This window comes from Methylobacterium phyllostachyos, from assembly GCF_900103445.1.
Classification (GTDB): domain Bacteria; phylum Pseudomonadota; class Alphaproteobacteria; order Rhizobiales; family Beijerinckiaceae; genus Methylobacterium; species Methylobacterium phyllostachyos.
In genome coordinates, this window is sequence record NZ_FNHS01000024.1 from 42,469 (window position 1) to 50,278 (window position 7,810).

A 7,810-nucleotide genomic window follows, 5' to 3' on the forward strand; every position below is an offset into this window, starting at 1 on the left:
CCATGGCCGAGACTGCGATCGGCCGCCTCGCCATCGTCGGCCTCGGGCTGATCGGCTCCTCGATCGCCCGGGCGGCGCGGCGCTACGGCCTCGCCCACACCATCGTGGCGGTGGACCGGGACCCGGCCGTGCGCGCGCGAGTCCAGGAACTCGGCATCGCCGATAGCGTCACCGGCGACCCGGCGGAGGGCGCGGCGGACACCGACCTCGTGATCCTGTGCGTGCCGGTGGGTGCCATCGGGGCGGCGGCGGCTGAGATGATGCCGCATCTCAAGCCGGGCGCGATCGTGTCGGATGTCGGCTCGGTCAAGGGCGCCGTAGTGGCGGCGATCCGGCCGCACCTGCCCGATGGCGTCGCCCTCGTGCCCGGCCACCCGATCGCCGGGACCGAGTTCTCCGGGCCGGATGCGGGCTTCGCGACCCTGTTCCAGGGCCGCTGGTGCATCCTGACTCCGCCCGAGGGTACCGACCCGGCGGCGATCGAGACCGTCCGCGCCCTGTGGGCGGGGATGGGCGCCAATGTCGAGACGATGAGCGCCGACCACCACGACCATGTGCTCGCCATCACCAGCCACCTGCCACACCTGATCGCCTACAACATCGTGGGCACGGCGGCGGAGCTGGAGGAGGCGACGCAATCCGAGGTGATCAAGTTCTCGGCCAGCGGCTTTCGCGATTTCACCCGCATCGCCGCCTCGGATCCGACCATGTGGCGCGACATCTTCCTCAACAACCGCGACGCCGTGCTGGAGATGCTCGGGCGGTTCAATGAGGATCTCTCGGCGCTCGCCAAGGCGGTGCGCTGGGGCGACGGCGAGGCGCTGCACGCGATGTTCACCCGCACCCGGGCGATCCGGCGCAGCATCGTGGCGCAGGGCCAGGAGACCGCGGCGCCGGATTTCGGCCGGCCGCGGCCACCGGAGGAGTAGGGAAGTCTGGACGGCTCGCGGTGATCGCCCCGTCGTCCTTGCGAGCGGAGCGAAACAATCCAGAGGGGGCGCCAAGCTCAAGGCTGTCGCGCTGCCCTGGGTCACTTCGCTGCGCTCGCGATGACGGTGAGAGCGCTCACGCCGGCGGTCGGTTGACCAGCACCGGCTGCGCCGCCGTCCGCTCCGGGAACAGGGCGCGCAAGGCTTCGAGCTTCGGCGCGTCGTTGACGGCGATGTACGGGTGCCCCGGGTGCAGCGCCATGAAGTCCTGGTGGTAGGCTTCCGCCGGGTAGAAGGCCGCACCCGGCTCGATCCGGGTGGCCACCGGGCGCGCGTAGGCCTTGGCCGCGTCGAGCTGCGCGATGTAGGCCTTGGCGATCCGCGCCTGTTCGGCATCCTGCGGGAACAGCGCCGAGCGGTACTGGTGCCCGCTATCGGGGCCCTGGCGGTCGACCTGCGTCGGATCGAGGGCGACCGAGAAGAAGATCCGCAGCAGCTCGTCGTAGCGGATCTGGGCCGGATCGTAGGTCACCGCCACGGCCTCGGCATGGCCGGTGCCGCCGCCGCTGACCGTCCGGTAATCGGCGTCGGCCCGGCTGCCGCCGGCATAGCCCGAGACCGCGCTCGTCACTCCGCGCACGTGCTGGAACACCCCCTGCACGCCCCAGAAGCAGCCGCCCGCAAACACCGCCACGTGCGAGCCCGGCCCTTCGGCCGCGTGGGTCGCGGGCTCCGGCAGGCGGCGGGGCGCCTCCTCGGCCAGCGCCGGCAGGCGCGGCAGCAGGAGCGCCCCCGCAAGGCCGAGCCCGAGGGCTGCCCCGAGGAGGGGGCGGATCGTGTCGCGTAGAGCCATGCTGTCCTCCTGCCGGATACGGTGCTGTGCACTGGTTCGCCAAAAGGCACGTTGCGGTTACCCGAGCCGGCTCGCCATGCATCGATCTCCCACGCATCGCGGGAAGCGGTATGGCGGCCGCGAACACGACCTTCCCAGCGCACTGACCACTACGCCAGCCGTGGCGCTTGCATCATAGCACTAAGGACCATATTTCTAGCCGATCGATCGGCGGCTGGGCCGGATGTCTCCAGCCTAGGATCGCCAACCCAGGCGCAAGCCAACAGGAGCAGTCTGCACGCATTCCTGAACAAGTCTCGTTCCGCGAAGTATCGGCATGCGCATCTTCCTACCGCGCGATTTCGCGAAACGTGCCGCGAAGCTGAATGTTACCGACAGTGACCTGATTGAAGCCATCAACCGCGCCGAACGAGACCTGATCGATGCGCAGCTCGGGCTCGCACTGATCAAGCAGCGCATTCCCCGCCAAGGACAGGGCCGCTCCGGCGGCTTCCGCAGCATCATCGCCTACAGGCGCGGGGAGGTCGCGGTCTTCCTGCATGTGTTTGCCAAGAACACCAAAGCGAACTTGTCCAAGGCAGAAACGGAGGTCTTCCGCGACCTCGCGGTAACTCTGACCAGCCTCAGCGACGAGGCGTTGATGCGCGTCGCGGCGGCGCAAAGCTGGAGACGGATCGACGATGGGAAGCGTGAAGAAGACCTATCGCAGTGATGCACTCCGGTCGGCGCATTTGGTTGCTCAGGATCTCCATGCGGCCGGAGCGATCGACAAGGCGACCCTGCGCCGGTTCGATCTCTCGTGCCTGACACCTGTGGAGCCCCTGGATCCGCAGGCGATCCGCGCCATCCGCGAAACCGCCCAGATGAGCCAAGCGATCTTCGCCAAGGCCCTCAACGTGACCACGTCCCTCGTCAGCAAATGGGAGCGGGGCGAGAAGAAGCCCGGCGGGCCGTCGCTGAAGCTGCTCGCCCTCGCCAGCCGGAAGGGTATCGACGCCATCCTGTAAGCGGATCGTCTGCCGGCCGATCCGCGTCCAATCCGGTTACGTGGGCGGGAGGCCGCATTGCGGCGGCGGCCGCATGGGTCTAGGCACCCGGCAAACGATCGCCTTTCGCAGGATCCGTCCCGTGACCATCGCCCCCGAGCCCAACTCCTTCCGCACCGGCCCCGACGAGCGCGGCCGCTTCGGCATCTTCGGCGGCCGCTTCGTCGCCGAGACGCTGATGCCGCTGATCCTCGAGTTGGAGGCGGCCTACGAGGCGGCCAAGAAGGACCCGACCTTCCAGGCCGAGATGGAGAGCTACGGCACCCATTATATCGGCCGGCCGAGCCCGCTCTACTACGCCGAGCGCCTCACCGAGCACCTGCGCGCCAAGGCGCCGGCGGGGCAGGGGGCCAAGGTCTATTTCAAGCGCGAGGAGCTGAACCATACCGGCTCCCACAAGGTGAACAACGTGCTGGGCCAGATTCTGCTGGCCCGCCGCATGGGCAAGCCGCGGATCATCGCCGAGACCGGCGCCGGCCAGCACGGCGTCGCCACCGCGACCCTCTGCGCGCGGTTCGGGCTCAAGTGCGTCGTCTACATGGGCGCGGTCGACGTCGCCCGGCAGGCGCCCAACGTCTTCCGCATGAAGATGCTCGGCGCCGAGGTGGTCCCGGTGGAATCCGGCACCAAGACCCTCAAGGACGCGATGAACGAGGCCCTGCGCGACTGGGTCACCAACGTCGCCGACACGTTCTACTGCATCGGCACGGTGGCGGGCCCGCACCCGTACCCGGCGATGGTCCGCGACTTCCAGTCGGTGATCGGCCGCGAGACCCGCGAGCAGATGATCGCCCAGGAGGGCCGGATCCCGGATTCCCTCGTCGCCTGCATCGGCGGCGGCTCGAACGCCATGGGTCTGTTCCACCCGTTCCTCGACGACCGCGAGATCGAGATCTTCGGGGTCGAGGCGGCCGGCCATGGCGTCCAGTCGGGCCTGCACGCGGCCTCGCTCACCGGCGGCAAGCCAGGCGTGCTGCACGGTAACCGCACCTACCTGCTCATGGATGGCGACGGGCAGATCGCCGACGCGCACTCGATCTCGGCGGGCCTCGACTACCCGGGCATCGGGCCCGAGCACGCGTGGCTCCACGAGATGGGCCGGGTCACCTATCTGTCGGCGACCGATTCCGAGACGCTGGAGGCATTCAAGCTCTGCTCCATGCTGGAGGGGATCATCCCCGCCCTGGAGCCGGCCCACGCGCTCTCGAAGGTGCTGGAACTCGCGCCCCAGCGCCCGGCCGAGCACCTGATGGTGATGAACATGTCCGGCCGCGGCGACAAGGATATCCCGCAGGTTGCGGAAATCTTTGGGACGACGCTCTGAGGGCGCGGTTCGACCCTCGGCCTGAATCGTGTCACGGCCGCCCAGATTAGGAAGGCCAATCGGGTTCAGGCCCCCTGTCCACACGAGCGTCCACCGAACGCGCGCAGCCTCAACGGCGCTCGTAGAGAGCGTCAATGAACGCGGCGGCGGCCGGCTTTGGATCCGGCCCGACGCGTTTGTGGAGCGCGCTTACGAAATCGAACGTCCGTTCGAGCAGTGCGCTTCCGCGTCTGACGGTCGGTCTTGTTCTAGCGGGTGCGGGACACCGCGTCCGTGTCACGCGTATCCGGCGGCATCATGAGGTCCGTCTCAAGCGCATCTCTTTGTGGATCCTTGGCGCAGAGCGGCATGTCGAGGACCGTGGGATATCTTAGATCGACCTAAGCTATACCCTCGGCCGCCTCACCGCACCGTCACCTGATCCTTGATCCGCTCGTAGACGGCCCGGCTGAGGACCCGCTTCGACAGGAGCTGGTCCACCGAGGCGTAGGGGCGCTTGGCGACGATCGACCGGCCGATGGCGCCGCCGCCCCGCAGGCGGTTGAGATCGGCCACCGAGGCGGTGTTCAGGTCGACCACAGCCAGGGCCCGGAGCCCGGCGCTGTCCTCCGCCTTGTCGATCTCAGCCTGCCCGGCCGCCTCCTGCCCCTGCGGCTGTGCCGGGGCGACCGGATCGGACGGGAAGGCGAGGGCGTCGGACGGCATCTGGACCGGAGCGGGGGCCGCTGCGGCCGGCGGCGGTGTGGCGGTCTGCGGCAGGGCGCTCGCCCCCCGGTCGGGCCTGGCCGCCGCGGCTGGCGGCGCGGGCGCCGGCGGGGCCGGCTGGACGGGGGCGGGTGACTCCGCCACTTGAGCGGGCGCGGATGGGGGCAGCGGCGCGGGCGCCGGGCTCGGCAACAGGATTTGCACCACCGCGGCGAGGATGCCGGCGATGATGAGGAGAATAGAAATTCTGAGGATCGCTGGGCCGCTGAGCACACACAACTCGACGAGATCTAAGCCTCTATAATGCTACAGATTATGCTTTCGTCGCGTTTCGGCCAACCAGCCGACGCTCTTCAGCGTTGGATTACCCCGCGATGACGGAGCGGACGGACCGCCCCGGTGCGCGTCTCGGCGCCCTGCGCTATCTGCCGACCCTGTTCCGCGAGATCGCCGCGGCGAGCCCGCGGCTCCTCGCCGCAAGCCTGGCCCTGCGCCTCCTGGCCGCCTGCCTGCCGGTCCTGACCCTGTACCTCGCCAAGCTGATCCTCGACGGGATCGTGGCCGAGCATGCCCGGCCGGTGCCGGGGGCAGGGCTGACGGAATGGCTCGCCGATCCTGGCCGAGCCCGGCTCGCCGGGCTGGTGGCGGCCGAGTTCGGCCTGGCCCTGATGGCGGACCTGACCGGCCGGCTCACGAACCTCACCGAGACCCTGCTCGGCGACCTCTACGCCAACGTAGCGTCCCTGCGGCTGATGGCGCATGCCGCGGCGCTCGACCTCGCGCAGTTCGAGGACAGCGCCCAGCAGGACCGGCTGGAGCGGGCGCGCCGGCAGGTCAGCGGGCGCACCGGCCTCATCGCGACGGTGCTCGGGCAGTTCCAGACGCTGGTGACACTGGTCTCGCTGGCCATCGGCGTCGCGGCCTTCACGCCCTGGCTGGTGGTGCTCATCGCCGCCGCCCTGGTGCCGGCGCTCCTCAACGAATGGCACTTCACCAAGGCCGGCTATCGCCTCGCGTGGTTCCGCAGCCCGGAGCGGCGCCGGCTCGACTACCTGCGCTACGTGGGCGCCAGCGTCGAGACCGCCAAGGAGATCAAGCTCTTCGGCCTCTCGGGCTATCTCAACGGCATCTACGCGCAGGGGGCCGGGCGCCTGCTCGCGGAGAACCGGAGCCTCGCCACCGCCCGCGCCCGCTGGGGCTTCGCCTTCGCGAGCCTCGGGACGCTCGCCTATTATGCCGCCTACGCGGTGATCGTCTGGCGCACGGTGGCGGGTTCGTTCTCGGTGGGGGACCTCGCCTTCCTGGCCGGGTCCTTCCAGCGCCTGCGCGGCGGCATCGAGGGGCTGCTCCTGGGTCTGACCCAGATCACGGGCCAAGCCCAGTACCTCGATGACTTCTTCTCGTTCTTCGCGATCACGCCGCAGATCCGCAGGCCCGCGTGCCCCGTGCCGGTGCCGAGCCCGATCCGCGCGGGGCTGGTCTTCGAGGAGGTCGGCTACCGCTATCCCGGCACGGAGACGTGGGCGCTGCGCGGCCTGTCCTTCACGGTGCAGGCGGGCGAGACGGTTGCGCTGGTCGGCGGCAACGGCGCCGGCAAGACCACGATCGTCAAGCTGATGACCCGGCTCTACGATCCGCATGAGGGCCGCGTGCTCCTCGACGGCGTTCCGCTGCCGGAATACGATCTCGACGACCTGCGGGCGCGCATCGGGGCGATCTTCCAGGATTTCGTCCGATTCCAGCTCACCGCCGGCGAAAACGTGGCGGTCGGCCGGATCGAGGCCGCTGGGGACGGCGACCGGATCGCCGCCGCGGCCGTCCGGGGGCTCGCAGCCCCGGTGATCGAGCGCCTGCCCGAGGGCTACGCCCAACCGCTGGGCAAGCTGTTCTCGGGCGGCCTCGATCTCTCGGGTGGCGAATGGCAGAAGGTCGCCCTGTCGCGGGCCTACATGCGCGACGCCGAGATCCTGATCCTCGACGAGCCCACCGCCGCCCTCGACGCCCGGGCCGAGCATGATGTCTTCGCGCGGTTCCGTGAATTGTCGGCCGGGCGCACGACGGTGCTGATCTCGCACCGCTTCTCCACGGTGCGCATGGCCGACCGGATCCTCGTCCTGGAGGGCGGCCGGATGCTGGAAGAGGGTAGCCACGCCGAGCTGATGGCGCGGGGCGGACGCTACGCCGAGCTGTTCACCCTGCAGGCGGAGGGCTACCGGTGAGGGGCGCAGCCAACCCGCCGCCGGCGGGGTCATCCGGTCCCGCGCCGCGGCACGACCGCCCAGTCCCCCGCGCGGCCCGAGGATTGCCCGATTCGTCCAGCCTGCTATCTGCCGCGGATTGAACCGAGGTCTTTCATGCGCCTGCGCCCTTCCCGTCTGCTGACGGCCGGCCTTCTCGTCTCCGCCTGGGGCGCGCAGGCGGCCCCGCCCGCCGCGCCGGACGCGGAGGCCAAGCCGCCGGCCCCCGCGATCGTGCTCGCCAACCACCGGGCCGTCTACGACCTGTCGCTCGACGAGGGCGGCAGCAGCCGCTCGGTGGAGAGCGCCCGCGGGCGGATCGTCATCGACTTCCGGGGCGATGCCTGCCGCGGCTACACGATGCTGACCCGGCAGGTGACGGAACTCTCGTCGGGCGAGACGGGAACCCGTCTGTCCGACATGCGCAGCACGACGTTCGAGGGCGGGCAGGGCCGCGAGTTCCGGTTCAAGACCACGACGCTGACCAACAACCAACCCGCCGCCCCGGTGGACGGGACCGCCACCGACCAGGGGAACGCCCTCACGGTGAAGCTGAAGGGCGGTCCCAAGCCCTTCACCGTGGACGGGCCGGTGCTGTTCCCGAGCGAGCACATGCGGCGCCTGATCGAGGCGGCGCGGGCGGGCCAGTCGACCCTCTCGGTGAAGGTCTATGACGGCTCGGACGACGGGAAGAAGGTTTACGACACCTTCGCGGT

Annotated in this window: 8 protein-coding genes; 6 read left to right on the plus strand and 2 right to left on the minus strand. The window is 69.9% G+C overall.

What is annotated here, in order from left to right; genetic code table 11:
* Nucleotides 1–2: 2 nt before the first annotated feature.
* A complete protein-coding gene (locus BLQ49_RS26755) occupies nt 3–929 on the plus strand; it encodes a prephenate/arogenate dehydrogenase family protein (protein WP_091722124.1) in 927 nt (308 codons plus the stop codon).
* Nucleotides 930–1,065: 136 nt separating this feature from the next.
* Here BLQ49_RS26755 and msrA read toward each other — a convergent pair whose 3' ends face one another.
* A complete protein-coding gene (msrA, locus tag BLQ49_RS26760; RefSeq protein ID WP_091722127.1) occupies nt 1,066–1,782 on the minus strand; it encodes a peptide-methionine (S)-S-oxide reductase MsrA in 717 nt (238 codons plus the stop codon).
* A gap of 316 nt (nt 1,783–2,098) precedes the next feature.
* Here msrA and BLQ49_RS26765 point away from each other — a divergent pair, with 316 nt between their 5' ends.
* The 3 genes from BLQ49_RS26765 (at nt 2,099) to trpB (ending at nt 4,152) form a co-directional block, all read left to right on the plus strand.
* A complete protein-coding gene (locus tag BLQ49_RS26765) occupies nt 2,099–2,494 on the plus strand; it encodes a type II toxin-antitoxin system RelE/ParE family toxin (RefSeq protein WP_091722130.1) in 396 nt (131 codons plus the stop codon).
* Nucleotides 2,472–2,789: a helix-turn-helix domain-containing protein gene (locus BLQ49_RS26770; RefSeq protein ID WP_091722147.1), complete on the plus strand. Its 318-nt coding sequence runs from the start codon at nt 2,472–2,474 to the stop codon at nt 2,787–2,789. The genes BLQ49_RS26765 and BLQ49_RS26770 overlap by 23 nt, the downstream gene beginning before the upstream one ends.
* 121 nt (nt 2,790–2,910) lie before the next feature.
* Entirely contained in the window at nt 2,911–4,152 is a 1,242-nt protein-coding gene (trpB, locus tag BLQ49_RS26775) for a tryptophan synthase subunit beta (protein ID WP_091722133.1), read from the plus strand.
* Between the two features lie 402 nt (nt 4,153–4,554).
* Here the strand turns inward: trpB and BLQ49_RS26785 are convergent, their stop codons facing one another.
* A complete protein-coding gene (locus tag BLQ49_RS26785; protein ID WP_091722136.1) occupies nt 4,555–5,130 on the minus strand; it encodes a helix-hairpin-helix domain-containing protein in 576 nt (191 codons plus the stop codon).
* 101 nt (nt 5,131–5,231) lie between these two features.
* Here BLQ49_RS26785 and BLQ49_RS26790 point away from each other — a divergent pair, with 101 nt between their 5' ends.
* Both BLQ49_RS26790 and BLQ49_RS26795 read left to right on the plus strand, forming a co-directional pair.
* Entirely contained in the window at nt 5,232–7,076 is a 1,845-nt protein-coding gene (locus tag BLQ49_RS26790) for an ABC transporter ATP-binding protein (protein ID WP_091722139.1), read from the plus strand.
* Between the two features lie 135 nt (nt 7,077–7,211).
* Nucleotides 7,212–7,810: EipB family protein (locus BLQ49_RS26795; protein ID WP_091722142.1), on the plus strand; the 599-nt coding region annotated here is incomplete at its 3' end.